The sequence below is a fragment of the Variovorax sp. GW821-FHT09B01 genome (genome assembly GCF_059418345.1).
In genome coordinates, this window is record NZ_JBWKPQ010000006.1 from 36,949 (window position 1) to 62,863 (window position 25,915).

At 68.0% G+C, this 25,915-nt stretch carries 25 protein-coding genes; 11 read left to right on the forward strand and 14 right to left on the reverse strand.

The features are described from left to right. Nucleotides 1-7: 7 nt before the first annotated feature. Nucleotides 8-667, reverse strand: coding sequence for a response regulator (locus tag AC07RV_RS19125; RefSeq protein ID WP_057592472.1), 660 nt, complete (start codon nt 665-667; stop codon nt 8-10). Nucleotides 668-722: 55 nt separating this feature from the next. Further along, nucleotides 723-1,493 carry an IclR family transcriptional regulator domain-containing protein gene (locus AC07RV_RS19130; RefSeq protein WP_296789238.1) on the reverse strand — a complete coding sequence of 257 codons (771 nt, stop codon included), beginning with the start codon at nt 1,491-1,493 and terminating at the stop codon, nt 723-725. Nucleotides 1,494-1,623: 130 nt separating this feature from the next. Between AC07RV_RS19130 and pobA the strand changes: the two genes are divergently transcribed. Then, the gene (gene pobA / locus AC07RV_RS19135) at nt 1,624-2,805 is read left to right on the forward strand and encodes a 4-hydroxybenzoate 3-monooxygenase (RefSeq protein WP_261213778.1); all 1,182 of its coding nucleotides are present in this window, start codon (nt 1,624-1,626) and stop codon (nt 2,803-2,805) included. Here the strand turns inward: pobA and AC07RV_RS19140 are convergent. From AC07RV_RS19140 to AC07RV_RS19150, 3 genes are read right to left on the reverse strand one after another with little or no spacing between them, the layout of a single operon-like run. Further along, nucleotides 2,775-3,203 (reverse strand): SRPBCC family protein, encoded by a 429-nt coding sequence (locus AC07RV_RS19140; RefSeq protein WP_296789237.1) that lies wholly within the window; start codon nt 3,201-3,203, stop codon nt 2,775-2,777. The two genes, pobA and AC07RV_RS19140, sit on opposite strands and share 31 nt — an antisense overlap. 49 nt (nt 3,204-3,252) lie before the next feature. Beyond that, nucleotides 3,253-4,170, reverse strand: coding sequence for a helix-turn-helix transcriptional regulator (locus tag AC07RV_RS19145; RefSeq protein WP_296789235.1), 918 nt, complete (start codon nt 4,168-4,170; stop codon nt 3,253-3,255). Nucleotides 4,171-4,207: 37 nt separating this feature from the next. Then, nucleotides 4,208-6,517 (reverse strand): xanthine dehydrogenase family protein molybdopterin-binding subunit, encoded by a 2,310-nt coding sequence (locus AC07RV_RS19150; RefSeq protein WP_492714465.1) that lies wholly within the window; start codon nt 6,515-6,517, stop codon nt 4,208-4,210. 259 nt (nt 6,518-6,776) lie between these two features. Here AC07RV_RS19150 and aat point away from each other — a divergent pair, with 259 nt between their 5' ends. From aat to AC07RV_RS19165, 3 genes are read left to right on the forward strand one after another with little or no spacing between them, the layout of a single operon-like run. Then, entirely contained in the window at nt 6,777-7,532 is a 756-nt protein-coding gene (aat, locus tag AC07RV_RS19155; protein ID WP_208511886.1) for a leucyl/phenylalanyl-tRNA--protein transferase, read from the forward strand. Beyond that, nucleotides 7,529-8,278 carry an arginyltransferase gene (locus tag AC07RV_RS19160; RefSeq protein ID WP_093341418.1) on the forward strand — a complete coding sequence of 250 codons (750 nt, stop codon included), beginning with the start codon at nt 7,529-7,531 and terminating at the stop codon, nt 8,276-8,278. The genes aat and AC07RV_RS19160 overlap by 4 nt, the downstream gene beginning before the upstream one ends. 30 nt (nt 8,279-8,308) lie before the next feature. After that, nucleotides 8,309-9,160 carry an IclR family transcriptional regulator gene (locus tag AC07RV_RS19165; RefSeq protein WP_296789233.1) on the forward strand — a complete coding sequence of 284 codons (852 nt, stop codon included), beginning with the start codon at nt 8,309-8,311 and terminating at the stop codon, nt 9,158-9,160. A 112-nt stretch (nt 9,161-9,272) separates the two neighbouring features. Here the strand turns inward: AC07RV_RS19165 and AC07RV_RS19170 are convergent, their stop codons facing one another. From AC07RV_RS19170 to AC07RV_RS19200, 7 genes are all read right to left on the reverse strand, one after another. After that, nucleotides 9,273-10,457 (reverse strand): serine hydrolase, encoded by a 1,185-nt coding sequence (locus AC07RV_RS19170; protein WP_093341415.1) that lies wholly within the window; start codon nt 10,455-10,457, stop codon nt 9,273-9,275. 117 nt (nt 10,458-10,574) lie between these two features. Continuing rightward, entirely contained in the window at nt 10,575-12,113 is a 1,539-nt protein-coding gene (locus AC07RV_RS19175) for a 2-isopropylmalate synthase (protein ID WP_296789231.1), read from the reverse strand. 50 nt (nt 12,114-12,163) lie between these two features. After that, nucleotides 12,164-13,870, reverse strand: coding sequence for a 2-isopropylmalate synthase (leuA, locus tag AC07RV_RS19180; RefSeq protein WP_296789230.1), 1,707 nt, complete (start codon nt 13,868-13,870; stop codon nt 12,164-12,166). 222 nt (nt 13,871-14,092) lie between these two features. Beyond that, a complete protein-coding gene (gene pssA / locus AC07RV_RS19185; protein ID WP_057592484.1) occupies nt 14,093-14,917 on the reverse strand; it encodes a CDP-diacylglycerol--serine O-phosphatidyltransferase in 825 nt (274 codons plus the stop codon). 184 nt (nt 14,918-15,101) lie between these two features. Continuing rightward, nucleotides 15,102-16,118, reverse strand: a complete 1,017-nt coding sequence (gene ilvC / locus AC07RV_RS19190; RefSeq protein ID WP_296789229.1) for a ketol-acid reductoisomerase — start codon at nt 16,116-16,118, stop codon at nt 15,102-15,104. Between the two features lie 146 nt (nt 16,119-16,264). Then, the gene (ilvN, locus tag AC07RV_RS19195) at nt 16,265-16,756 is read right to left on the reverse strand and encodes an acetolactate synthase small subunit (protein ID WP_012747479.1); all 492 of its coding nucleotides are present in this window, start codon (nt 16,754-16,756) and stop codon (nt 16,265-16,267) included. Between the two features lie 141 nt (nt 16,757-16,897). After that, complete coding sequence (locus AC07RV_RS19200) at nt 16,898-18,682, reverse strand: acetolactate synthase 3 catalytic subunit (protein ID WP_296789226.1); 1,785 nt, start codon at nt 18,680-18,682, stop codon at nt 16,898-16,900. A gap of 296 nt (nt 18,683-18,978) precedes the next feature. Between AC07RV_RS19200 and AC07RV_RS19205 the strand changes: the two genes are divergently transcribed. The 6 genes from AC07RV_RS19205 (at nt 18,979) to AC07RV_RS19230 (ending at nt 22,637) form a co-directional block, all read left to right on the forward strand. Further along, complete coding sequence (locus AC07RV_RS19205; RefSeq protein WP_208511881.1) at nt 18,979-19,545, forward strand: RNA polymerase sigma factor; 567 nt, start codon at nt 18,979-18,981, stop codon at nt 19,543-19,545. Further along, entirely contained in the window at nt 19,542-19,973 is a 432-nt protein-coding gene (locus AC07RV_RS19210; protein WP_093341407.1) for a DUF3619 family protein, read from the forward strand. Before AC07RV_RS19205 ends, AC07RV_RS19210 begins: the two co-directional genes overlap by 4 nt. A 168-nt stretch (nt 19,974-20,141) precedes the next feature. After that, nucleotides 20,142-21,020 (forward strand): DUF3106 domain-containing protein, encoded by an 879-nt coding sequence (locus AC07RV_RS19215; protein WP_296789225.1) that lies wholly within the window; start codon nt 20,142-20,144, stop codon nt 21,018-21,020. Between the two features lie 12 nt (nt 21,021-21,032). Then, nucleotides 21,033-21,611, forward strand: a complete 579-nt coding sequence (locus tag AC07RV_RS19220) for an RDD family protein (RefSeq protein WP_296789224.1) — start codon at nt 21,033-21,035, stop codon at nt 21,609-21,611. Further along, entirely contained in the window at nt 21,608-22,015 is a 408-nt protein-coding gene (locus AC07RV_RS19225) for a diacylglycerol kinase (RefSeq protein WP_057592491.1), read from the forward strand. Before AC07RV_RS19220 ends, AC07RV_RS19225 begins: the two co-directional genes overlap by 4 nt. 31 nt (nt 22,016-22,046) lie before the next feature. Then, a complete protein-coding gene (locus tag AC07RV_RS19230; RefSeq protein ID WP_296789222.1) occupies nt 22,047-22,637 on the forward strand; it encodes an LOG family protein in 591 nt (196 codons plus the stop codon). Between the two features lie 44 nt (nt 22,638-22,681). On the opposite strand, the gene AC07RV_RS19235 is transcribed toward AC07RV_RS19230, so the two are convergent. Both AC07RV_RS19235 and AC07RV_RS19240 read right to left on the reverse strand, forming a co-directional pair. After that, nucleotides 22,682-23,020, reverse strand: coding sequence for a P-II family nitrogen regulator (locus AC07RV_RS19235; protein ID WP_013540975.1), 339 nt, complete (start codon nt 23,018-23,020; stop codon nt 22,682-22,684). Continuing rightward, nucleotides 23,017-24,708, reverse strand: a complete 1,692-nt coding sequence (locus tag AC07RV_RS19240; protein ID WP_296789219.1) for an NAD+ synthase — start codon at nt 24,706-24,708, stop codon at nt 23,017-23,019. Before AC07RV_RS19240 ends, AC07RV_RS19235 begins: the two co-directional genes overlap by 4 nt. 19 nt (nt 24,709-24,727) lie before the next feature. Here AC07RV_RS19240 and AC07RV_RS19245 point away from each other — a divergent pair, with 19 nt between their 5' ends. Further along, the gene (locus AC07RV_RS19245) at nt 24,728-25,894 is read left to right on the forward strand and encodes a GNAT family N-acetyltransferase (protein WP_296789218.1); all 1,167 of its coding nucleotides are present in this window, start codon (nt 24,728-24,730) and stop codon (nt 25,892-25,894) included. Nucleotides 25,895-25,915: the final 21 nt, after the last annotated feature.

Sequence of the window (25,915 nt, forward strand, 5' to 3'; positions counted from 1 at the left end):
ACGCCGCTCACGCCTTCGGCACCATGTAGCCGACGCCGCGCACGTTGCGGATCAGCTCCGCGCCGAGCTTCTTGCGCAGGCCGTGCACGTAGACCTCGACCGCGTTGCTGCTGATCTCGTCCTTCCAGCTGTAGAGCTTCTCCTCGAGCTGCGCGCGCGAGAGCACCATGCCGGGCCGCGCCAGCAGCGGCTCGAGCACGGCCCATTCGCGGGCCGACAGCACCACCGGCTGGCCGGCCACGCTGACCTCGCGGGTGGCGGGATTGATGCTCACGCCCATGTGCTCGTAGACCGGCTCGGCGCGCCCGGCCGCGCGGCGCAGCAGCGCGCGGATGCGCGCCAGCAGCTCGTCGAGGTCGTAGGGCTTGAGCACGTAGTCGTCGGCGCCGGCGTCCAGGCCCTCGATGCGCTGCTGGATCGAGTCGCGCGCGGTGGCGATCAGCACCGGCATGCGCTGCTTGCGCGCGCGCAAATTGCGCAGCACCTCCAGCCCGTCGCGGCGCGGCACGCCGAGGTCGAGCAGCACCAGGTCGTAATCCTGGGTGCGCAGCGCCGACTCGGCGCTGTCGCCGTCCTTGACCCAGTCGACCGCGTACTGCTCGGCACGCAGCAGGTCGAGCACGGCTTCGCCGATCATCACGTCGTCTTCGAGGAGCAGCAGTCGCATGGCGGGTTCCTGATGTTCTGGTTTGGCGGTTCGAGGCGGTGGGACCGGGCGAAGTTCAAAGCAGCGCGCGCACCTCGCGCGCGGCCTCGAACAGCAGCGGCAGCATGTCGCGCCGCAGGGCCTCCTCCTGGTAGCGCGCGCCCGACAGCACCACGTTGAGCGCGGCCACCGTGTGACCCTGCATGTCGCGCAGCGGCACGGCGAGCGCCTGCACGCCGAGCTCGTGCTCCTCGCTCGCGAAGCAATGGTCTTCCTTGCGCGCGCGCGTCACCAGCTGGCGCAGCGCGCGCGCCTGGGTGGTGGTCTGCGGCGTGAGGCGCGCGAGATGGCGCCCCTTGAGCCAGCGTGTGAACTCGGCCGGCGGCAGCGCGGCCAGCAGCACGCGGCCGGTGGAGGTGGCATGGGCCGGCAGCCGCGCGCCCAGGTGCAGGCCATAGGCCAGCACGCGCGTGGGCGTGCCGTAGCTGCCGCTGCGCGCCACGATCACCACCTCCTCGCCGTCGAGCACCACGGCCGAGAAGGATTCGCCGGTCTGCGCCGCCAGCCGGTTCAGGGTGGGCTGCAGCGCGCGCGGCAGGCGCGACGAGGCCAGGTAGCTGCCCGAGAAGCGCAGTACCTTGGGCGCCATCCAGAAGTAGCTGCCGTCGGTCTCGAGGTAGCCCAGGTGCGCCAAGGTCAGCAGGTGCCGGCGCGCCGCGGCGCGCGTGAGACCGGCGCGCTCGGCCGCCAGGGTGGCGTTGAGGCGCTGGCGCTCGGTGTCGAAGCTTTCGAGCACCGCCATTCCCTTGGCGATGCCCTCGATGAAGTCGGCTCTGGCGATGGTCATGAGTGGGGCGAAGCGGGAAGTTGCGCGATCATCGCGCAGCCATTCGCATGATCGCACACAGCCGCATCGGCCGGCGTGCCAGGGCGGCGCGCGCGCCCTACGCTTCGCGGAACTTCTCGGAGACAACGACATGCGCACCCAGGTAGCGATCATCGGCGCCGGCCCGGCCGGCCTTCTGCTCGGCCAGCTTCTGTTCAAGGCCGGCATCGACAACGTCATCGTCGAACGCCAGAGCGGCGACTATGTACTCGGGCGCATCCGCGCGGGCGTGCTCGAGCAGGTCACGATGGACCTGCTGGAACGTGCCGGCGTCGACGCCCGCGCCAAGGCCGAGGGCCTGCCGCACGGGGGCATCGAGCTGCTGTTCAAGGGCGCGCGCCACCGCATCGACATGCACGGCCTCACGGGCGGCAAGCAGGTCACGGTGTACGGCCAGACCGAGGTGACGCGCGACCTGATGGAAGCGCGCGCGGCCGAGGGCCTGGCCACGGTCTACAGCGCGGCCAACGTGAGCCTGCACGACTTCGATTCGCGCTCGCCGCGCGTGCGCTACGAGAAGGACGGCCAGACGCACGAGATCGAGTGCGACTTCATCGCCGGCTGCGACGGCTACCACGGCGTGAGCCGCGCGAGCGTGCCGGCCGATGCGATCCAGACCTACGAGAAGGTCTACCCCTTCGGCTGGCTCGGCGTGCTGGCCGACGTGCCGCCGGTGTCGCACGAGCTGATCTACGCCAACACCGAACGCGGCTTCGCGCTGTGCAGCATGCGCAGCGCCACGCGCAGCCGCTACTACGTGCAGGTGCCGACCGAGGAACGGGTGGAGAACTGGAGCGACGAGGCCTTCTGGAACGAGCTGCGCGCGCGCCTCGACCCGGAAGCGCGCGAGCGGCTGGTGACCGGCCCTTCGCTCGAGAAGAGCATCGCGCCGCTGCGCAGCTTCGTGGCCGAGCCGATGCGCTTCGGCTCGCTGTTCCTGGCCGGCGACGCGGCGCACATCGTGCCGCCGACCGGTGCCAAGGGGCTGAACCTCGCGACCGCCGACGTGGGCTACCTGTCGCGCGCATTCGAGATCTTCTACCGCGAGCGCTCGGCCTCGGCGCTCGACCGCTATTCCGACCTGTGCCTGCGCCGGGTCTGGAAGGCCGAGCGCTTCTCGTGGTGGTTCACCTCGCTGATGCACCGCTTCCCCGAGACCGGCGCCTTCGGCCAGAAGATCCAGGAGGCCGAGCTCGACTACCTCGTGCATTCGCACGCGGCCTCGACCTCGCTGGCCGAGAACTACGTCGGGCTGCCGCTCGAGGACTTCTGAGCCTCGGCCTCGAGCTTCTTCTTCATCGCGGCCGCGCCCTCGTCCATCATGCCGGCGATGTAGGGCGCGAGCTCGTCGGGCAGCACGTCGGTGATCCAGACGAAACGCGAGCGCCCTTCGCCCGCGTCGAACACCTGCGCCGACGCATGGTGATGCCGCATGCGGCTGCCCGTGACGGTGTAGGCGATGCGGTGCAGCGACTCGTCGATCGACACCGGCAGCTCGCGCGCCACGCTGCCGTTGGAGAAGTCGAGGATGCGCGCGCCCTCCTCGTCGATGCGGCAGGCCGTGAGGAAGCCCGGCGCGAGCCGCTGGTGCACGGCGCGGAAGTCGCGCAGCGCGTCCCAGACCTGCGCCGCGCTCGCGGTGAGTTCGAATTCCCGGTGGATGGTGGCCATGGCGGGCTCCTTCGCGCTCAGGGATGGCGGCCTGCGCGGGCCGGGACTGTCAGTTCGAGTTCGATGGCGTGGTGCATGGCGATGGCTTCCTGCTCGATGAATGGATCAGGCGCTCATCGTCGAGCAAGGCCGCGAGGCGGTCTTGGAGAATCTTGCGGTCGCCGCGCGCGGCACGGCGGAAATCGCCCGGCGAGACACCGGCGGCGCGCCGGAAGGTGCGCACGAAATTGCTGAGGTCGGCAAAGCCCACGTCGAGCGCGATCTCGGTCACGGGACGGTCGCCGTCGGCGAGCAGGCGCGCCGCATGGCGCAGGCGCGAACGCACCAGGTACTGGTGCGGCGTCACGCCCAGCACCTGGGAGAACAGCCGCAGGAAATGGAAGGCGCTGACCCCGGCCTCGGCCGCGGCCTGCTCGAGGCCGATGTCCTCGTGCGAACCCTCGGCGATCCACATCGCGGCATCGACGGCGCGGCGCCGGTCGCGCGCGGGGGCCGCTCCGGGCCGCGGCGCATCGCGCCCTTCCACGAGGTCGACGAAGCGATGGGCGAACTGCATGCCGACCTCGTCGAGGCCGAGATCGCTGCGCCCCTCGACCGCGGCCTGCGCGAGTTCGCCGAGCACCATCAGCCCGGACAGCGGCGGCAGGCCGCCGGCCTGCCAGGTGCCGCGCCCGCCGCCGATCAGCTCGACGAAGCCCGGCGAGAGGTGGAAGGCCAGGCACTCGTCGCCGCAGACGTGGTGGTCGTGGGTGCAGACGTATTCGTCGCCCGGCGCGCCGACGAGCACCGAGCCGGCCACGAGCTCGTAGGCATGGCCGCGCGTGCGGTAACCGAAGCTGCCCTTGCGCACGTACGAGACCGAATGGCCCTCGTGCATCTCGGCGAAAGGCGGGGCATCGGGGCCCGCGTCGCAGCGGTAGCTCGAGACCCGGATCGGCTCGGTCTGCAGTTCGGTGACCACGAGCATGGTGGTTCTCCCGCAGTACCGGCCGTGCGGCGGGTCCTCAGTCGACCGTCTGCATCGCCTGCCACACGCGCGAGGGGCTCAGCGGCATGTGCAGGCGCGGCGCGCGGGCGGCGAGGCCGTTGCGCGCGAAGGCGTCGGCCACGGCATTGACGATGGCCGGCGTGGCACCGATGGTGCCCAGTTCGCCCACGCCCTTGACGCCCAGCGGGTTGTTCTTGCAGGGCGTCGACTCGTCCATCTCCATGTGGAACATGGTGCTGACGATGTCGGCGCGCGGCGCGGCGTAGTCCATCAGGCTGCCGGTGACGGGTTGGCCGGTCTCGTGGTCGTACACCACCTGCTCGTAGAGCGCCTGGCCGATGCCCTGCACCGCACCGCCCTCGAGCTGGCCGCGCACGATCATCGGGTTGACCACGCGGCCCACGTCGTTGACCGAGCTGTAGGCCACCACGCTGATCTCGCCGGTGGGCGGATCGATCTCGATCTCGCAGATGTGGCAACCGTTGGGCCAGGTCGGGCCGGCCACGGTGCTGGTGGAGTCGACGAAGATCTCGCGCTCGGGCTGCTTGCCGGCCAGCGTGAACAGGTCGAGCTCGAGGTCGGTGCCGATCACGGCGAAGGCGCCGCGGCTGTAGGTCACGTCGTCGATCGCCACCTCGAATTCCTGGGCCGCGAGTTCGCGCGCCTTGTCGATGGTGCGCTCGGCGCCGATGCGCACGGCCGAGCCGCCGGTGAACAGCGAGCGCGAACCGGCGCTGCCGAAGCCGTCGCCGCGGTCGGTGTCGCCGAGCACCACGCGCACCTTCTCGATCGGCACGCCGAAGGCGTCGACCGCGAGCTGCGCCAGCGAGGTGGCGATGCCCTGCCCCATGGCATTGACGGCCGAGAACACCTCGATCACGCCATCGGCCTGCACCGAGACGGTGACGCGCTCCTCGAACACGTTGCCGCCGGTCCATTCGAGAAAAGTGGCGATGCCCAGGCCGCGGTGGCGGCCGTTGCGCGCCGATTCGGCGGCGCGGCCCTCGAAGCCGTTCCAGTCGGCCAGGCCCAGCGCCTGGTCCATCACCGATTCGAACTTGCCGGTGTCGTAGGTCTGCGCCATCGGGTTCTTGTACGGCATCTGCTCGGGGCGGATGAAGTTGCGCCGGCGCAGCTCGATGCGGTCGATGCCGGTCTGGCGCGCGGCCTCGTCCATCAGCCGCTCGATGGTGAAGATCGCCTCGGGCCGGCCGGCGCCGCGGTAGGCGCCGGTGGGCGCGGTGTTGGTGAGCACCGCCTTGAAGTGGAAGTCGATGGTCTGGATGTCGTAGACGCTGGTCTGCACCCAGGGGCCGATCAGCAGCTGGATCGCGACGCCAGTGCCGGTGGCATAGGCGCCGACGTTGGCCAGCGTCTTGATGCGCAGCGCAAGGATGCGACCCTTGGCATCGAGCGCGAGCTCGGCCTTGGCCTCGATGTCGCGGCCATGGGCGCTCGAGAGGAATTCCTCGCTGCGGTCGGCCACCCATTTCACGGGGCGCTTCACCTGCAGCGCCGCGAAGGCCACCGCGATGTCCTCGGGATAGGCGCCGGTCTTCATGCCGAAGCCGCCGCCGACGTCGCCGACCACCACGCGGACCTTGTCCTTGGCCAGGCCGATGGCGGCGCAGATCGAATCGCGCACGCCCGAGGGCATCTGGGTGCTCATGCGGATCGTGAGGCGGCCGGTGTCGGCGTCGGGCGCGGCGAGCACCGAGCGCGGCTCGATGGTCAGCGCCACCACGCGCTGGTTGACCACGTCGAGCGCCACCACGTGGGCGGCCTTGGCGAAGGCGGCCGTGGCGGCCTCGCTGCTGCCGTGGCGCATCTCGGCCGCGATGTTGCCGCTGGCCTCGTCGCACAGCTGCGGCGCGCCTTCGGCGGTGGCGGCCGCGAGGTCGACCACCATCGGCAGCTCCTCGTACTCGACCATCACGGCTTCGGCCGCGTCGCGCGCCTGCTGGACGGTGTCGGCCACCACCACGGCGACGGCCTCGCCGACGAAGCGCACGCGTTCGTGCGCGATGGCATGGCGCGCGGGGCTGGCGCTGTCGCCGCCGTCGGCACGCTTGAAGCCGGCGGCGCCGGGCATCGGCTTGACGCCGGCCGCGGCCAGGTCGGCGCCGGTGATCACGGCGAGCACGCCCGGCAACGCGAGCGCCGCCGAGGCGTCGACCGAGGCGATGCGCGCATGAGGGTAGGGAGAACGCAGGAAGACCAGGTGGGACTGGCTCGGCAGGGACACATCGTCCGTGTAGCGGCCGGCACCTGAAAGAAGACTCTGGTCTTCGAGCCGGCGCACGGCCTGGCCGCTGCCGAAACGCATGGGATTGGGGTCTGTGGTCAACGTGGTCCTCTTGTACCGGGCCCGCGCACAACGCTGGCGCGCAGAGACCGTCATGGGGTGCTTCTTCGAAGGAAGCTCCGCACTATATGTGAGCTGGAGCAAACGTGTGCGCCTTTGGACGAGTGCATTGGGAGGGCACCAGAAAGGGGCATGCCCGAGGGGGCCCGGGTCGGGGCCGGCGTTGGGTTTTCGCCTCTGATACGAAGATGCGCCCCGCAAGCCGTGTATACCTACGGCCATGCGACAACTGCCCTGGCTCGAACCCGGCGATGCCCTGCCCGACCCCTCGACGGCGTGGGGGATCGCCGATCCCGTGCCCGGGCTGCTGGCGGCCGGCGGCTCGCTCGACGTCGATACTCTCTTGCGCGCCTACGGCCGCTGCGTCTTCCCCTGGTTCAGCGAGGACCAGCCGATCCTGTGGTGGAGCCCCGATCCGCGCATGGTGCTGCAGGTGGCCGATTTCCGGCTCCACCGCTCGCTGCGCAAGACGCTGGCGCGCTTCGCGCAGGCGCCGGGCTGCGAGATCCGCATCGACCACGACTTCGGGGCCGTCATCCGGGCCTGCTCGGGCTCGGCCCGCCCGGGCCAGTCGGGCACCTGGATCGTGCCCGACATGGTCGCCGCCTATACCGAATTGCACCGGGCCGGCCATGCCCACAGCGTCGAGACCTGGATCGACGGCGAACTCGCGGGCGGCCTCTACTGCGTGGCGATCGGCGGCGCGGTATTCGGCGAGTCGATGTTCACGCGCCGCCCCGACGCCTCGAAGACCGCGCTGGCGGCGCTGGTGTGCCTGTGCCGGCGCTTCGGCGTGCGGATGATCGACTGCCAGCAGAACACGGCCCACCTCGCGAGCCTGGGCGCGCATGAAATGCCGCGCGCGCGCTTCGTCGAACACGTGGCCCGGGCTCGGGAAGCGACGGGGCCCGCCTGGCGTTTCGAGCCCGTATACTGGTCCGAACTCCTGTCTGCGCGACCCTCTCACCCGACGTGACGCACCTCAAGGATCTCCCGCTCCATACGCTGCAGTTCTACGCGACCGCGCCCTATCCCTGCAGCTACCTGCCGGACCGCCAGGCCCGCTCGCAGGTGGCCACTCCCAGCCACCTGATCCACAACGACGCGTACTCGGACCTGGTGCTCAGCGGCTTCCGGCGCAGCGGCATGTTCACCTACCGCCCGTACTGCGACGGCTGCCGCGCCTGCGTGCCGCTGCGGGTGCTGGCCAATGCCTTCAAGGCCTCGCGCAGCCAGCGCCGTGCCGCCAAACAGCACGTCGACCTGCAGGCCCGCGTGCTCAAGCTGTGCTTCGTGCCCGAGCACTACCAGCTCTACCTGCGCTACCAGAACGGCCGCCACGCCGGCGGCGGCATGGACCACGACAGCATCGACCAGTACACCCAGTTCCTGCTGCAGAGCCGCGTGAACTCGCGACTGGTGGAGTTCCGCGAGACCCTGCCCGACGGCAGCGCGGGCGCGCTCAAGATGGTGTCGATCCTGGACGTGCTCAACGACGGCATCTCGGCCGTCTACACCTTCTACGAGCCCGAAGACGGCATGGCCTACGGCACCTACAGCGTGCTCTGGCAGATCGAGCAGGCGCGCAAGCTCGGCCTGCCCCACGTCTACCTGGGCTACTGGATCGAACACAGCCCGAAGATGAACTACAAGGCGCGCTTCGCGCCCCACGAATTGCTGATCGACGGCCGCTGGCAGCGCGCCAGCGATTTCACAAGATAAAATGGCGCTCGGTCTTCACCGCACAGCGCCATGAGAAAAAACCATTCAGACATTCCGGCCACCCCCGTCATCCAGGTCATCGAACGCATGTTCGCGCTGATCGACGTGCTGGCCTCGCGCGAAGAAGCCATTTCCCTGAAGGAAATCAGCGAAAAGACGGGGCTTCATCCCTCCACCACCCACCGCATCCTCAACGACCTCGCGGTCGGCCGCTTCGTCGACCGTCCCGAGGCCGGCAGCTACCGGCTCGGCATGCGCCTGCTGGAGCTCGGCAACCTGGTCAAGGGCCGGCTCAACGTGCGCGACGCCGCGCTGGGCCCGATGCGCGAGCTGCACAAGCTCACGCAGCAGCCGGTCAACCTCAGCATGCGCCAGGGCGACGAGATCGTGTACATCGAGCGCTCCTACAGCGAGCGCTCGGGCATGCAGGTGGTGCGCGCCATCGGCGGCCGCGCCGCCCTGCACCTCACTTCCACCGGCAAGCTGTTCCTGGCCGCGGACGATCCGCAGCGGGTGCGCAGCTACGCCACCCGCACCGGGCTGGCCGGCCACACGCGCAACAGCATCACGCAGCTGCCGGCGCTCGAGCGCGAGCTGTCGAAGGCGCGCCAGTACGGCATCGCGCGCGACAACGAAGAGCTGGAGTTGGGCGTGCGCTGCATGGCCGCCGGCATCTACGACGACCAGGGCAAGCTGGTCGCGGGGCTGTCGATCTCGGCGCCGGCCGACCGGCTCGACGAAGGCTGGCTGCCCAAGCTGCAGGCAACGGCGAACGAAATCTCGGAGGCGCTGGGCTTCAAGCAGGGCGTGGCACCCGCTGCCGGGGCCGTGGCAACCGCTTCGGGGTCGCCGGGCGGCCCCTCCCCCTCCGTGGGGGCTTGAGCGCGCCTGGGCGCGTTTCAGGCCCTTGCGGCGACCCTCAGGGGCCGAAGCGCTTCCCCCGCACCATGAAAAAAGCCGGCAACCGCCGGCTTTCGTCTTTGGGCAGGCTCGCTCAGCCCGCGATCTGGTACGCCACGGCGCGCGAGGCGGCCGGCGAACCCGGCACGGCATGCGTGGCCTCGACCCACCGGCGCACGCGCTCGGCGTCGGCGATGCGGCTGAACTTGCCGGCCGAATCGAGGAACACCATGATCAGCTTGCGGCCCGCGACCCGGGCCTGCATCACCAGGCACTGGCCGGCTTCGGAGATGTAGCCGGTCTTCTGCACGCCGATGTCCCAGTCGGGGCTCTTCACGAGGCGGTTGGTGGTGTTGAACTGCAAGGTGCGGCGGCCGACCTCGACCTGGTACTCGGGCGAGGTGGACAGCGAACGCACGGTGGCGTCGGCGTAGGCGGCGTTCACCAGCAGCGCCAGGTCTTGTGCGCTCGACTGGTTGCGGCTCGACAGGCCGGTGGGCTCGACATAGCGCGTGTCCTTCATGCCGAGCATGCGCGCCTTGGCGTTCATGATGCTCACGAAGGTGCTCAGGCCACCGGGATAGGTGCGGCCCAGCGCGTGGGCGGCGCGGTTCTCGCTCGACATCAGCGCCAGGTGCAGCAGTTCGCCGCGCGTGAGCGTGGTGCCGACCGTCAGGCGCGAGCTGCTGCGCTTCTCGGTGTCGACGTCGTCCTGGGTGATGGTGATGAGCTCTTCGTTCGGCAGCTTGGCCTCGCTGATCAGCAGGCCGGTCATGAGCTTGGTGAGCGAGGCGATCGGCAGCACGGCGTGGTCGTTCTTGCTGAACAGCACCTCGTGCGTGTCCTGGTCGACCACCAGCGCGACGCTCGACTTGAGCTCGAGCGCGTCGTCGGTGGTGTGCAGGCCGGCCATCTGGCCGAAGGACTGGCGCGGCGGCGCCTCGACACGGACCACCGAGCGGCGCTGCACGGCCACCACGGTCTTGCCGTTCTTCTTTTGCAGGGTGGCCACCACGTTGCGGCCACCACGGACCACCTTGTCGGCCTTGTCGTCGCGCTCGGCACGGCCACCACGCTTGGCGACCTTGGACGACGCGGCATTGCGCTTCACCTCGACCGGCGCAGCGCCGCGGGCTTTCTTCGAGACGGCCGCCGTCTTGGCAGGGGCCGCCTTCTCTTTCTTGGCGGCTTGGGCGCCGGACAACAAAAAAGCCGTCGCGCAGAACGCGACGGCGAGGGTGCGAAGGCTTGAAACGCGGTGGAGACGGGCTTCGGGCATGTACAAAATCTCCAGCGGCAGGAATAAGGACCGCAGTGTATCGAAATCAAAAAAGGCACGCAATATCAGCTACTTGCATCCTTTTCTTCATTCGAATACCAAGGATCGCCTGAAAACCTAACCTTGTGCCGCCACTCTCTCAGCTTGGCTCTGTAACTTGTTGAGCGCACTCAAATAAGCCTTTGCTGACGCCACCACGATGTCGGGATCCGCCCCGACGCCGTTGACCACCCGCCCTGCGTTTTGTAACCGGACTGTAACTTCTCCCTGGCTTTCCGTCGAGCCACTGATGGCATTGACCGAGTAAAGCACCATCTCGGCGCCGCTCTTGACGTGCGACTCGATGGCCTTCAGGGAAGCATCGACCGGGCCATTGCCGTCCGACTCGCCCGTGACTTCCTTGCCATGGACGGTGAAGACGATCTTCGCCTGGGGGCGTTCACCGGTTTCGCTGTGCTGCGCGAGAGAAACGAAAGCAAACTGTTCGCCAACGTTCGCACCCTCCTCCGCGCTGACAAGCGCGAGGATGTCTTCGTCGAAAATTTCGGACTTGCGGTCGGCCAGCTCCTTGAAGCGCAGGAAGGCGGCGTTGATCTCGCCCTCGCTCTCCATGGCCACGCCGAGCTCCTGCAGCCGCTGCTTGAAGGCGTTGCGGCCGCTGAGCTTGCCCAGCACGATCTTGTTGGCGGCCCAGCCCACGTCCTCGGCCCGCATGATCTCGTAGGTGTCGCGCGCCTTGAGCACGCCGTCCTGGTGGATGCCCGAGGCATGCGCGAAGGCATTGGCGCCCACCACCGCCTTGTTGGGCTGCACCACGAAGCCGGTGGTCTGGCTGACCATGCGGCTCGCGGCCACGATGTGCTGGGTGTCGATGTTCAGCGTGAGGCCGAAGTAGTCCTTGCGGGTCTTCACGGCCATCACCACCTCTTCGAGCGAGCAGTTGCCCGCGCGCTCGCCGAGGCCGTTGATGGTGCACTCGATCTGGCGCGCGCCGCCGATCTTCACGCCGGCCAGCGAGTTCGCCACCGCCATGCCGAGGTCGTTGTGGCAGTGCACCGACCAGATCGCCTTGTCGCTGTTGGGAATGCGCTCGCGCAGCGTCTTGATGAAATTGCCGTAGAGCTCGGGGATCGCGTAGCCCACGGTGTCGGGCACGTTGATCGTGGTCGCGCCCTCGGCGATCACGGTCTCGATCACGCGGCACAGGAAGTCGGGATCGCTGCGGTAGCCGTCCTCGGGACTGAATTCCACGTCGCCCACCTGGTTGCGCGCGAAGCGCACCGCGAGTCGGGCCTGCTCGTACACCTCGTCGGGCGACATGCGCAGCTTCTTCTCCATGTGCAGTGGCGAGGTCGCGATGAAGGTGTGGATGCGGCCGCGCGCCGCGCCCTTCAGCGCCTCGGCGGCGCGCGCGATGTCGCGGTCGTTGGCGCGCGACAGGCCGCACACCGTCGATTCCTTGATCGCGTTGGCGATCGCCTTGACCGCCTCGAAGTCGCCGTTCGAGCTGGCCGGGAAGCCAGCCTCGATGACGTCGACCCGCAGCCGCTCGAGCTGCTTGGCGATGCGCAACTTCTCGTCGCGCGTCATCGAGGCGCCGGGCGACTGCTCGCCGTCGCGCAAGGTGGTGTCGAAAATTATGAGTTGGTCGGTCATCGTGGTTCTCCTTCGTTTCTGGCCACCTGGCGCTTCGGTCGGATCGAGGCTCAGACGGTCGCGGTCTCCGATTGTGCGCTGTGCGCGCCGTTGCCCCTGGCGCGCTCCACGCCCGAGACGATCGCCTTCAGCGAGGCGGCGATGGTGTCCTCGTCGATGCCCACGCCGAACAGCGTGCGCGACTCGTCCACGCGCAGCTCCAGGTAGGCCACGGCCTTGGCGTCGGCACCGGCGCCGATCGCATGCTGGTGGTAGTCGATGACGCGCACCGCATGGCCGGTCGCGGCGCTCAGCGCGTGCGTGAAGGCATCGATGGGACCGTTGCCGCGGCCCTCGATGGCCACGGTCTCGCCGTTCCAGGCCAGGTCGCCGCGCAGAAGCACCGAGGCGTTGGCGCCGTCCTTGCCCTCCTCCTGCAGCACGCGGTGCTGGAGCGCCTGCACCGACTCGATGCCGTACTCGCGCACGAAGAGCTGCCAGAGGTCCGCGGCCGTGAGTTCCTTGCCCGCGACGTCCATCACGCGCTGCACCGTCTGGCTGAATTCCATCTGCAGGCGGCGCGGCATCTCGATGCCGTATTCGCTCTCGAGCAGGTAGGCGATGCCGCCCTTGCCCGACTGGCTGTTGACGCGGATCACGGCCTCGTAGCTGCGGCCGACGTCCTTCGGATCGATCGGGAGGTAGGGCATGTCCCAGATGTCGCCGTCCTTGCGCGCGGAGAAGGCCTTCTTGATCGCGTCCTGGTGCGAGCCCGAGAACGAGGTGTAGACCAGGTCGCCCACGTACGGGTGGCGCGGATGCACGGGAATCTGGTTGCAGTGCTCGACCGTGGCGCGGATCTCGTCGATGTTCGAGAAGTCGAGTTCGGGCGAGACGCCCTGCGTGTAGAGGTTGAGCGCCACGTTGACGAGGTCGAGGTTGCCGGTGCGCTCGCCGTTGCCGAACAGGCAGCCTTCGATGCGGTCGGCGCCGGCCATCAACGCGAACTCGCCGGCGGCGGTGCCGGTGCCGCGGTCGTTGTGCGGATGCACCGAGAGCACGATCGCATCGCGGCGTTCGAGGTTGCGGTGCATCCACTCGATCATGTCGGCAAAGATGTTCGGCGTGGAATGCTCGACCGTCGACGGCAGGTTGACGATGCACTTGCGCTCGGGCGTCGGTGTCCAGACCGCGGTGACCGCGTCGACCACGCGCTTGGAGAACGCGAGGTCGGTGCCCGAGAACATCTCGGGCGAGTACTGGAAGGTCCAGCGCGTGTTGGGCTGCTTCGCGGCCATCTCGTTGAACATGCGCGCATGCGAGGCGGCGAGCTCGACGATGCCGTCCTCGTCCATGCCGAGCACCACGCGGCGCATCACGGGCGCCACCGCGTTGTAGAGATGGACGATGGCGCGCGGCGCGCCCTGCAAGGCCTCGAAGGTGCGGGCGATCAGGTGGTCGCGCGCCTGCGTCAGCACCTGGATCGTCACGTCGTCGGGAATGCGGTCTTCCTCGATGAGCTTGCGCACGAAGTCGAATTCGACCTGCGACGCGGAGGGAAAACCGACCTCGATCTCCTTGAAGCCGATGGCCACGAGGGTCTCGAACATGCGCATCTTGCGCGTGATGTCCATCGGCTCGACCAGGGCCTGGTTGCCGTCACGCAGATCGGTCGACAGCCAGATCGGCGCCTTGGTCAGCACGGCGTCGGGCCAGGTGCGGTCCTTGAGACCGATAGGCGCGAACGCACGGTATTTGGCTTGAGGTTGCTTCAACATGTCGATTTCTCTGCTGTGATGGTTGGTGATCAACCAGCAACCCCAAAAACAAACGGCCCGTTGCTGGTGCGAACGGGCCGTGGTGATGGATTGCGCGTGCGCTACCGTCTCCGCCCGTGAGGGAGAGCTAGTAGGGCCAGCAGCGAAATCATCTTCGTCATGAGGGTTGCGAATTTAGCACAGGCTTCGAGACTTTGTGAAGACAGTGCCGCAATGCCTGTCTCAGTTGTGCAAACCGCGCTCGTCGGGTTCCTCGGTCGAGGTGCTGATCACGCTGGTCTGCTGTCCCTTGGCCTTGCGCCATGCATAGACCACGTAGCCGCTCAGGCCGTAGACCACGAACAGGCCGAACAGCACCGTCGGCGGATGGATGTTGATGACCGCGATGCCGAGCGCGATCAGCACGATCACGGCGAAGGGCACGCTCTTCTTCATCTGCACGTCCTTGAAGCTGTAGAACGGCGCGTTGGTCACCATCGTGAGGCCCGCATAGAGCGTGAAGGCGAAGGTGATCCAGGTGATCTGGGTCCACGAGAGGTACAGCACCTCGCCGCCGCGCTTGCCCCACTCGGTCATGAGCCAGATGAAGCCGGCCACCAGCGCCGCCGCCGCGGGCGACGGCAGGCCCTGGAACCAGCGCTTGTCGACCACGCCGGTGTTGACGTTGAAGCGCGCGAGCCGCAGCGCCGCGCAGGCGCAATAGACGAAGGCCGCGATCCAGCCCCAGCGGCCCAGGCCCTTGAGCGACCACTCGTAGGCGATCAGCGCGGGCGCGGCGCCGAACGAGACCATGTCGGACAGCGAGTCCATCTGCTCGCCGAACGCGCTCTGCGTGTTGGTCATGCGCGCCACGCGGCCGTCGAGGCTGTCGAGCACCATGGCCGCGAAGACGCCCAGCGCGGCGAGGTCGAAGCGCGCGTTCATCGCCATCACGACCGAATAGAAGCCGCCGAACAGCGCGGCCAGCGTGAACAGGTTCGGCAGGACGTAGATGCCCTTTCGCCGCTTGCGCGGCTGGACCTCGTCGGGGACGGTGTCGTCATGCATTGAATAGGTCTCCGTCCCTCATGGGCATTGTCGGCTCAGCTATCTCTTCGATAGCAATTCGGTCACTGGATCGCATCCCCGGGAGTGTAGTTCAGGGGCACGCCCACCCCTCCAAGCAAAAGGGCCACCGCGAGGGTGGCCCTTGGGGGGAATCGGGCGCCGCAGCGCCCTGCTCGCCGGGAGATCAGTTGCGGGTCTGGTCGACCAGCTTGTTCTTCTTGATCCAGGGCATCATCGCGCGCAGCTTTTCACCAACCACTTCGATCTGGTGCTCTGCACCCAGACGACGGCGGCTGATCAGCGTGGGCTGGCCGGCAGCGGCTTCGAGCACGAAGCTCTTGGCGTATTCGCCGGTCTGGATGTCCTTGAGCACCTGCTTCATGATCTTCTTGGTCTCGTCGGTCACGATGCGCGGGCCCGTGACGTACTCGCCGTACTCGGCGTTGTTCGAGATCGAGTAGTTCATGTTGGCGATGCCGCCTTCATAGATCAGGTCGACGATCAGCTTGAGCTCGTGCAGGCATTCGAAGTACGCCATTTCGGGCGCGTAGCCGGCTTCCACCAGCGTTTCGAAACCGGCCTTGATCAGCTCGACCGTGCCGCCGCACAGAACCGCTTGTTCGCCGAACAGGTCGGTCTCGGTTTCTTCGCGGAAGTTGGTCTCGATGATGCCGGCCTTGCCGCCGCCGTTGGCGGTGGCGTAGCTCAGCGCGAGGTCACGCGCCTTGCCGCTCTTGTCCTGGTGCACGGCCACGAGGTGGGGCACGCCGCCGCCTTGGGTGTAGGTGCTGCGCACGGTGTGGCCCGGGGCCTTGGGAGCGACCATCCACACGTCGAGGTCGGCGCGCGGCTGCACGAAGCCGTAGTGCACGTTGAAGCCGTGCGCGAAGACCAGCGAAGCGCCTTCCTTGATGTTCGGCGCCACGTCGTTCTTGTAGACGTTGGCGATCTGCTCGTCGGGCAGCAGGATCATGACGACGTCGGCGGACTTCACGGCATCGGCCACTTCGGCGACCTGCAGGCCGGCCTTGCCGACCTTGTCCCACGAAGCGCCGCCCTTGCGCAGGCCGACCACGACCTTGACGCCGCTGTCGTTGAGGTTCTGCGCGTGCGCGTGACCTTGCGAGCCGTAACCGATGATGGCCACCGTCTTGCCCTTGATCAGGCTCAGGTCCGCGTCCTTGTCGTAATAAACCTTCATGATGTTCTCCAGATAGATATGCGAGTTGCAGTGTGTTGTGCCGTTCGTCCTGAGCCTGTCGAAGGGCTCAATGCAGTCCCCGCTCGCGCGGGGGCTTCGACAAGCTCGGCCCGAACGGGCAGCGACCGAGCTCCGTTTTCATCGGGTCAGACCCGCAGGATGCGCTCGCCGCGGCCGATGCCGCTGGCGCCGGTGCGCACGGTCTCGAGGATGGCGCTGCGATCGATCGCCTCGAGGAAGGCGTCGTTCTTGCCATGGTCGCCGGTGAGCTCGATGGTGTAGCTCTTGTCGGTGACGTCGATGATGCGGCCGCGGAAGATCTCGGCCATGCGCATCATCTCCTCGCGCTCCTTGCCGACCGCGCGCACCTTCACCATCATGAGCTCGCGCTCGGTGTAGGCGCCTTCGGTCAGGTCGACCACCTTGACCACCTCGATCAGGCGGTTCAGGTGCTTGGTGATCTGCTCGATCACGTCGTCCGAACCGGCGGTGACGATGGTCATGCGCGACAGGCTCGCATCCTCGGTGGGCGCGACGGTCAGCGACTCGATGTTGTAGCCACGGGCCGAGAACAGGCCCACCACGCGGGAAAGAGCACCGGGCTCGTTTTCCAGCAGAACGGCAATGATGTGTTTCATGTGTGCGTGACTCCTCTTTTCGCCAGCGCGGAAGCTTTCGCTTTCGCCGCCCTCCCCCGCGCACGGTAATGCGCGGGCTCGGCGGGCAATAGATTCGTCAGTGAAAGGTTGAGAACGAACGGTCGAAAACAGGCCGAGGGATCAGAGATCCTCGGACCCCAGCAGCATCTCGGTGATGCCCATTCCGGCCTTGACCATCGGGAACACGTTCTCGGTGGGGTCGGTGCGGAAATCCATGAACACGGTGCGGTCCTTGAGCTTGCGTGCTTCGCGCAGCGCGGGCTCCACGTCCTGCGGACGCTCGATCAGCATGCCGACGTGGCCATAGGCCTCGGCGAGCTTCACGAAGTTGGGCAGCGCATCCATGTAGCTGTGGCTGTAGCGGCCGGAGTACTCGATCTCCTGCCACTGGCGCACCATGCCGAGGTAGCGGTTGTTCAGCGAGCAGATCTTGATCGGCGTGTTGTACTGCAGGCAGGTCGACAGTTCCTGGATGCACATCTGCACCGAGCCTTCGCCCGTGATGGTGAAGACTTCCGATTCCGGCTTCGCGAGCTTGATGCCCATGGCGTAGGGAATGCCCACGCCCATGGTGCCCAGGCCGCCGGAGTTGATCCAGCGGCGCGGCTCGTCGAAGCGGTAGTACTGCGCGGCCCACATCTGGTGCTGGCCGACGTCGGACGTGATGTACGCGTCGGCGTCCTTGGTCATGTTCCACAGCGTCTCGACGACGAACTGCGGCTTGATCACGTCCTTGTTGCCACGGTCGTACTTGAGGCAGTCGCGCGAGCGCCAGCCTTCGATGGTGGTCCACCAGTTGGCGAGCGCGCCGGCATCGGGCTTGGTCGTGCTCTCGCGGATCATCGAGATCAGCTCGGTGAGCACGTCCTTGACGTCGCCCACGATCGGGATGTCGACCTTCACGCGCTTGGAGATGCTCGACGGGTCGATGTCGACGTGGATGATCTTGCGTTCGTTCTGCGCGAAGTGCTTGGGGTTGCCGATCACGCGGTCGTCGAAGCGCGCACCCACGGCCAGCAGCACGTCGCAGTTCTGCATCGCGTTGTTGGCTTCGATGGTGCCGTGCATGCCCAGCATGCCGAGGAACTTGCGATCGCTCGCCGGATAGGCGCCCAGGCCCATCAGCGTGTTGGTGACCGGGTAGCCGAGCATGTCGACCAGCGTGCGCAGCTCGTTGGTGGCATTGCCCAGCAGCACGCCGCCGCCGGTGTAGATGTAGGGGCGCTTGGCGTTGAGCAGCAGCTGCAGCGCCTTGCGGATCTGGCCGCCGTGGCCCTTGCGCACCGGGTTGTACGAGCGCATCTCGATCTTCTCGGGATAGCCGGCATAGGCCACCTTCTTGAACGAGACGTCCTTGGGCACGTCCACCACCACGGGGCCCGGACGGCCGCTGCGTGCGATGTGGAAGGCCTTCTTCATCGTCATCGCCAGGTCCTTCGGATCCTTGACGAGGAAGTTGTGCTTGACGATCGGGCGCGTGATGCCGACGGTGTCGCATTCCTGGAAGGCATCCAGGCCGATCGCCGCCGTGGGGACCTGGCCCGAGATGATCACCATCGGGATCGAGTCCATGTAGGCCGTGGCGATGCCCGTGACCGCGTTCGTCAGGCCCGGGCCCGAGGTGACCAGCGCCACGCCCACCTCGCCGGTGGCGCGCGCATAGCCGTCGGCGGCGTGGACGGCCGCCTGCTCGTGGCGCACCAGCACGTGCTGGATGGTGTCCTGCTTGTAGAACGCGTCGTAGATGTAGAGAACCGCGCCGCCGGGGTAGCCCCAGACGTACTGGACGCCTTCGGCCTGCAGTGCCTTGACCAGCACTTCGGCGCCCATGAGTTCTTGCGTGTGATTGCCGGCGCCGGAGGACGCGGCTGCTGCGGAAGCGAGTTCCGCCTTCGAGATTTCCATGATCAACCTTTGGAGTTTTTTCGGGAACGAAAAACCTTGGGTGCCCCTTGCCAACCCTTGTGGGGCCGCGCCAGGACTTGAGGCCAAAGCCATGAGCGGACTGATTGTTCCGCCGGACCGTGACCCGTTTGCCTTTTGACTTGCGAGCGCGATTATGACACCGCCGCGGCGTTCCGCCGAGCCCGTATCGCCCCGCAACACGATTCGTCAAGAGCGGCGGGCATAATTCGCGGCCAACAACGAGGCATTCCCGCCCGACATCCATTCCCACGCGGCGCCCGGCGCCCCTCTCACGCTTGGCCACCGAACAAGAACTCTCCGATTTCCTGAAAAGCGTCGAACGCCGCGCTTTCAAGCGGTCGGTCTATCACGTGCGAGACGAGGAAGCGGCGCTCGACATCGTGCAGGACAGCATGATGAAGCTGGCCCAGCACTACGGCGACAAGCCCGCCGCCGAGCTGCCGATGCTGTTCCAGCGCATCCTGTCGAACTGCACGCTCGACTGGTTCCGCCGCCAGAAGACCCGCCGCGCCCTGTTCTCGAACCTCAGCGATTTCGAGGCCACCGACGACGACGGCGATTTCGACCTGCTCGAGAACTTCGCCTCGCCGACCGACTCCAGAGAAACCGAGAGCGCCGAGGACACCACGCGCCGGGCACAGGTTCTGCATGAGATCGAAGAACAGATCGCGGCATTGCCGGGCCGTCAACGCGAGGCTTTCCTGATGCGTTACTGGGAAGAAATGGACGTCGCAGAGACGGCCGCCGCAATGGGCTGCTCCGAGGGCAGCGTCAAAACCCACTGCTCGCGCGCCGTCCACGCTCTGAGCAAGGCGCTCAAAGCCAAGGGAATTTCGCTATGAATACTAAGGTTCCTCTTTCTTCTGTCGCCGAAAACGAATTCGGTCAACGCGTGGCCGCGCGCCTGTCCGCCGGCAACCAGGCGTTGCCGCACGACATCGGCGAACGCCTGCGCGTGGCGCGCGCGCAAGCCGTGGCCCAGCGCAAGCAAGCCCCGCAGTTGCGCGCCGCACCCGCCGTGGTACAGGCGGGCAACACCGCCGCGTTGGGCGGCGGTGGTGGCTGGGGCTGGTGGACGCGCATCGGCACCGTGGTGCCGCTCGTAGCTCTGGTGGCCGGCCTGGTCACCATCAGCGTGATGCAGGACGAGGACCGCGCCAGCGAGCTGGCCGAGGTCGATTCCGCGCTGCTCACCGGCGACCTGCCGCCGGCGGCCTACACCGACCCGGGCTTCGCGCAGTTCCTCAAGTCCGACGGCGCTTCCGACTGACGAGGGCCTCACCCGCCCTGTCAGCTCCGCGCCCGGCTTCGCCGCTCCCGTCTGCCGCCTAGACCTTCCCGCCTGTCCGAAGCCTCCATCCGACCGATCATCCGAATGCCACGCCGCCCCCTGCCCCCCGCGATTTCGCCCCGCTCCTCGCGCTCGTGGTCGCAAGGCGTGGCGGCTCGTCTCGCCGGCGCCGGCACCGTGGCCGCCGCGGCACTGGGACTGACGATCGCGGCCGCGCAGACCACGCCCGTGCGTTCGGAAGCCGTTCGCGCGGAGACGCCCAAGGCCGCGCCGACCGGCACCATGGCCGCGTCCGCCGCCGCCAAGCCGCCCACCCTCACCAAGCCGCTGTGGGCCGAGCTCACCGCCGAGCAGCAGCAGGCCCTGCAACCGCTGGCGCCGCACTGGAACACCCTCAACGTCGGCCAGAAGCGCAAGTGGCTCGCGCTGTCGCGCAACTACGCCTCGCTGCCGGCCGAGGACCAGATCACGCTGCGCAGCCGCATGATCGAGTGGGCCGCGCTCAGCAACCAGCAGCGCGTCCAGGCGCGCCTGAACTTCGCCGAGGTCAAGCGCGTGCCGGCCGACGAGCGCAAGGCCAAGTGGGAGCAGTACCAGGCGCTGAGCGAAGAGGAAAAGCGCAAGCTCGCCGAGCGTGCGCCGGCCAAGCCCAAGGGCGCCGCCATCCCGGTGCGGCCGGTGTCGTCCCAGAAGCTCGTGGCCGTGCCCACGGTCACACCGCCCGGGCAGCACACGCCCCGCATCCAGCTCGCGCCGCCGATGGCGCCCGCGACGCCGGCCATCGTGCCCGCTGCGGCCATCGTCGCGACCCCGCCGGCCGCATCGTCCGGCACGGCTGCGGCCACCGTCGCCCCGGTGACGCCCTCGGCCGCGGCCCCCGCCACCTTCACGCCCCAGCCGGTGCCGGCCGAAGCCCAGGTGCCGTCTCCGTACTCTTCATCGTCCGGCCCGTCGACTTCGGTATCCTCCACACCGTCTTCCACTTCTGCGGGGCGCACGCTCGAGCAACCCTCGGCCGCCCCCTGACCCAAGGTCTCGATGGTTTCCAGCTCTTCCGAGGTTTCGGAGTCGGATTCGCCTGCTTCGCTCGTCCCTCCTGCGTCTGACGTTTCTTCTTCCACGGCACAGGGCCCGGTTCCTGGACTCTGGCGCCGCATGGCCTGCTGGCTCTACGAAGGCATGCTGCTGTTCGCGGTGGTGTTCGTTTCGGGCTGGCTCTTCAGCACGCTGGGCCAGATGCGCGACGCCATGGATTCGCGGCGCCACCTGTTTCAAGCCTTCCTCTTCGTGGTGTTCGGCGTCTATTTCGTCTGGTTCTGGGCCAAGGGCCAGACGCTGGCGATGAAGACCTGGAACATCCGCATCGTCGACACGCACGGCCACCCGGTCAGCCAGCGCCGCGCGCTCGCGCGCTACCTGCTGAGCTGGATCTGGTTCCTGCCGCCGCTCGCTGCCGTCGCGCCCTTCAAGCTGTCGGGCCCCGAAGTCACGGTGCTCGTCTTCGGCTGGGTGGCCATCTGGGCCCTGCTGGCACGCTTCCATCCGCAACGCCAGTTCTGGCATGACGCCTGGGCCGGCACCCGGCTCATTACCTCCAAGCCCATGAGCCGCCGATGAGCGCCCTGCCCGAACTTCCCGATCCCGCCGTCAATCCGCAGAAGGCCCGCAAGGGCTTCGATCGCGTCTGGCACGCCACGCTGATCTCGCTGCACGGCCTGCGCGCCGGCTGGGGCGAGCCGGCCTTCCGGCAGGAAGCCATCCTGTCGATGGTCATGATCCCCGCCGCCTTCTGGCTCGGCCGCAGCTGGGTCGAGATCGCCCTGCTCGCGGGCAGCGCGGTGCTGGTGATGATCGTGGAGCTGCTCAACACGGCGGTGGAAGCGGCCATCGACCGCATCGGCCCCGAATGGCACGACCTCTCCAAGCGCGCCAAGGACATGGGCAGCGCCGCGGTGCTGCTGTCGCTGTCGCTGTGCACCTGCATCTGGGCCGCCGCCCTGTGGACACGCTTCGTGTCATGAGCGGGCCCGCCACGCGAGGCATGATCGGGGGATGACCCCTGAATTTTCGATTTGCGTGTATTGCGGCTCGCGCCCCGGCGAGCGTCCCGAGTTCACTGAAGCCGCCATGGCGGTCGGCCGCTGGATCGGCCAGCAGCGCGGCCAGCTGGTCTACGGCGGCGGCCGCACCGGCCTGATGGGCACGGTGGCCGAGGCCACGCGCGCCGCGGGCGGACGCGTGGTCGGCATCATCCCCAAGGCACTGGTCGACAAGGAACTGGCCAACCCGCTGTGCGACGAGCTGCACGTGGTCGACACCATGCACGAACGCAAGGCGATGATGGGCGAGCGCGCCGACGCCTTCCTGGCCATGGCCGGCGGCATCGGCACCTTCGAGGAACTGTTCGAGATCTGGACCTGGCGCCAGCTCGGCTACCACGACAAGCCGGTCGGCATCCTCAACAGCGCCGGCTACTACGACAAGCTGCTCGACTTCCTCGACCAGAGCGTGCGCGACGGCCTGATGGGCGACTGGCAGATGAGCCTGGTGCGCACCGGCACCGAAGCCGAGCCGCTGCTCGCGGCGCTGCGTGCCGAGGTGCCGCGCCATCCGCGCGACGACCGGCTGGCCGAGAACCTCTGAACCTCTTGTGAAAGGCCGGCGAGCGCCGGCCCCTGCGGTTCAGCTCAGACCGCGTTCTCGTTCTCTTCGCCGGTGCGGATGCGCACGATGCGCTCGACGGCCGTCACGAAAATCTTGCCGTCGCCGATCTTGCCGGTGCGCGCCGAATTGACGATGGCCTCGATGCAGCGCTCGACGTCGCCCTCGTTGACGACGACCTCGACCTTCATCTTCGGCAGGAAGTCGACCACGTACTCGGCGCCGCGGTACAGCTCGGTGTGGCCCTTCTGGCGGCCGAAGCCCTTGACCTCGGTCACGGTGAGTCCGGTGACGCCCACTTCGGCCAGGGCCTCGCGTACGTCCTCGAGCTTGAAGGGTTTGACGATGGCGGTGATCTGCTTCATGGTTTGCGTGCTCCGGCGGTTTCGTTGAATTTGCTGGTGATAGGGTAACGCCAATCCTTGCCAAAACTGCGGTGCGTCACCCGGATGCCTACCGGCGCCTGGCGCCGCTTGTATTCGTTGATCTTGATGAGCCGTGCCACCCGCTCGACCACCGCGCGGTCGTAGCCCGCGGCAATGATCTCGTCGATGCCCTCGTCGTCCTGCATGTAGCGTGCCAGGATCGCGTCGAGGATGTCGTAGGGCGGCAGGCTGTCCTGGTCGGTCTGGTCGGGCCGCAGCTCAGCGCTCGGGGGCCGCGTGATGATGCGTTCGGGGATCGGCTCGGCGCCGGTGCCGTAGGGATCGTGGGCATTGCGCCAGCGCGCGAGCGCGAACACTGTCGTCTTCAGCAGGTCCTTGATGACCGCGAAGCCGCCCGCCATGTCGCCGTAGAGCGTGCAGTAGCCGGTGGCCATCTCGCTCTTGTTGCCCGTGGTGAGAACGATCGAGCCGAACTTGTTCGACAACCCCATCAGCAGCGTGCCGCGGATGCGGGCCTGGATGTTCTCTTCGGCCGTGTCCTCGGCCCGGCCCGCGAAATCGGGGGCCAGCGCCGCCTTGAACGACTCGAAGGTGTGCCGGATCGAGATCTCGTCGTAGCGCACGCCCAGGCGACCCGCCATGTCGCGCGCATCGATCCAGCTGATGTCGGCCGTGTAGGGCGAGGGCATCATCACCGCTCGCACCTTGTCCTTGCCGAGCGCATCGACCGCGATCGCGAGCACCAGCGCCGAATCGATGCCGCCCGACAGCCCGAGGATCGCGCCCGGAAAACCGTTCTTGCCGACGTAGTCGCGCACGCCGAGCACCAGCGCATCCCAGAGCTGGGCCTCGGCGTCGCGCGGCGCGGCGATGGGCTCGGGCAGGAAGCGCACGCCCTGCGACGGTGCACGCTCGAGCTCGGCCAGCACCAGCTTCTCCTCGAAGCCCGGCGCCTGCATCGCGAGCGCGCCGTCGGCCTGCAGCGCGAAGGAGGCGCCGTCGAACACCACCTCGTCCTGCCCGCCCACGAGGTGGGCATAGACCAGCGGCAGCCCCACGGCGCGCGCGCGATCGGCCATGCGCGCCACGCGCTCGCCCTCCTTGCCCACGTGGTAGGGCGAGGCATTGATGACGGCCAGCACCTCGGCGCCGGCGGTGCGTGCCAGCTCGGCCGGCGCGTCGAACCAGGCGTCCTCGCAGATCAGCAACCCGACCGATACGCCGCCGGCCTCGAACACGCAGGTGCCCTGCCCCGGCGCGAAGTAGCGGCGCTCGTCGAACACCTGGTAGTTGGGCAGCTCGCGCTTGGCGTAGGTCTGGAGGATGCGGCCTTCCTTGAGCACGCTGGCCGCGTTGTGGCGCAGTTGCACCGACACGGAGCGCCCGCGCAGGCTGCCGCCGCTCGGATGCCCCACCACCACGACCATGTCTTTGAGGTCGGCCAGCGCGGCGGCGATGCCTTTCACGGCATCATCGCAAGCTTCGATGAAGGCCGGCCGCAGGAACAGGTCCTCGGCCGCATAGCCGGCGATCGAGAGTTCGGGCGTCAGCAGAAGGCGAGCGCCCCGGGCATGGGCCTCGCGCGCGGCCGCCACGATTTTTCGGGCATTGCCGGGGAGATCGCCCACCACGAAATTGAGTTGCGCGATGGCGAGCTTGAGCGTCATACGGAAGGAAGAAACAGGCTTGAACGATTATGTCATTCGGGTTGTCGCGTCGCCGTCGGACGTGAACCCGCAGGCCTGGAACGCGCTGCTCGCCGCGCAGGCCGAACCCTCGCCCTTCATGCGCCACGAGTACCTGGCCGCGCTGCACCAGAGCGGCAGCGCCACGCCCGAGAGCGGCTGGACGGCCCAGTTCTTCACCCTCTGGCGCGGCGACACCCTCGAGGCCGCCTGCCCGGTCTACGTCAAGGACCACTCCTACGGCGAGTACGTGTTCGACTGGGCCTGGGCCAACGCCTACCAGCAGCACGGCCTGGCCTACTACCCGAAGGCGACGGTCGCGGTGCCGTTCACGCCCGTGCCCGGCGCGCGCCTGCTCGCGCGCGACGCGGCCGGCCGCGCGCTGCTGGCCCAGGCGCTGGTGGCCTGGTGCAAGGAGAGCGAGCTGTCGTCGCTGCACCTGCTGTTCGGTGCCGAGGCCGACATCGAGGCCTGCACGGAGGCCGGGCTGATGCTGCGGCACACGGTGCAGTTCCATTGGCAGAACCCGGCGCCCGGCTACGCGGACTTCGAGGCCTTCCTCGCGAGCCTCTCGCACGACAAGCGCAAGAAGATCCGCCAGGAGCGCCGCAAGGTCGCCGATGCCGGCGTGCGCTTCCGCTGGTCGCGCGGGACCGACATCTCGCGCGCCGACTGGGACTTCTTCTACCGCTGCTACGCGCGCACCTACCGCGAGCACGGCAACCCGCCCTACCTCACGCGCGACTTCTTCCATCGCATGGCCGACACGCTGCCCGAGGCCTGGCTGCTGTTCGTCGCCGAGCGCGAGGGCAAGCCGATCGCCGCCAGCCTGATCGCATTGGCCACCGACGAGAGCACCGGCAGCCCGCTCGTGGCCTACGGCCGCTACTGGGGCGCGGTCGAGCGCGTCGACTGCCTGCACTTCGAGGCCTGCTACTACCAGCCGCTGGCCTGGTGCATCGCGCACGGCGTGCAGCGCTTCGAGGGCGGCGCGCAGGGCGAGCACAAGATGGCGCGCGCCCTCATGCCCGTGAAGACCACCAGCGCCCACTGGCTCGCGCATCCGGCCTTCGCCGACGCGGTCGAGCGCTTCCTCGAGCGCGAGGGCGAAGGCATCGAGAACTACATGGACCACCTGGGCGAGCGCAGCCCGTTCAAGGCCGCCTGAAAGCGACGGCGGGCCCGCGTC